The sequence below is a fragment of the Spiroplasma sp. ald genome (assembly GCF_044714355.1).
Classification (GTDB): domain Bacteria; phylum Bacillota_I; class Bacilli_A; order Mycoplasmatales; family Mycoplasmataceae; genus Spiroplasma; species Spiroplasma phoeniceum.
Genome location: NZ_RXFY01000181.1, coordinates 1 through 802, shown reverse-complemented (window position 1 = coordinate 802; position 802 = coordinate 1). Strand labels below are relative to the sequence as shown.

Sequence of the window (802 nt, the reverse complement as noted above, 5' to 3'; positions counted from 1 at the left end):
AATTTTTAAATAAAAGACATAATTAATTAAAATTATAATTTGCTATTAGTATCTTTTTAAAAATATTTACAATTATTTTAATAGGTTATGCAAGAAGTCTAATATAATTTAAAAATTCTGTTGTTGTTTCTACTAGCATAATAATTTATCTCCTTTTTACTCTCTTACTACATTAACAAATGACATTTTGCCACAGTATTTCCATCGGCAATGAATGTTGCTTTGTATGCGATTAAATCTTGATAAAATAAGAAGTCTGTTGATTTAGTAATGTTTAATTGTTTTTGAAAGTTTCATTTATATTGACTTAAATCCCCAAATGTTATAAATGTTGATTTTTCTGTTTCTGAATATTCTGGATATTCATCACATAAAATAACATCATAACCAAAGATATTGTATTTTAATGTTTCATCACTTTTTGTGTGGTTTCAAATTGGTCTTTCATTTTTATCTTTAATTGCTTGAATTTGTGTAAAGAAAGTAGATTTATTCATAATAAACTTAACATTATTATGATAACCAGTTGGAAGTAAAGAAATAATTTTTTGAATTGTATCATAAGAAATATTTTTTTTCAGTTGTTGCTAATTTATGTTTAAGAATATTAGTATTAGTAATTATTCCTTGTGGTTCAAGTTTTGCAGATCCTTGTCCTTTTGCAATAGCATATTCAATAGCATTTTGTACTTCTATTGCTAAACTATCAATAATAAACTTTTCAAAATTTTCTATTGTTATTGCTTCTGCACTTTCTGAAATAGTTATCATTGTTCCTCATCTATATCCATTTAATTGGATT

Annotated in this window: 2 protein-coding genes; both read right to left on the bottom strand. The window is 23.4% G+C overall.

The genetic code is table 4. The features are described 5' to 3' along the window. Positions 1-167 precede the first annotated feature (167 nt). The gene (locus tag EHU54_RS05985; RefSeq protein ID WP_400249487.1) at positions 168-536 is read right to left on the bottom strand and encodes a phage major capsid protein; all 369 of its coding nucleotides are present in this window, start codon (positions 534-536) and stop codon (positions 168-170) included. Continuing rightward, a partial coding sequence (locus EHU54_RS05980; RefSeq protein WP_400249486.1) for a phage major capsid protein occupies positions 514-802 on the bottom strand: 289 nt, incomplete at its 5' end. The genes EHU54_RS05985 and EHU54_RS05980, both read right to left, overlap by 23 nt.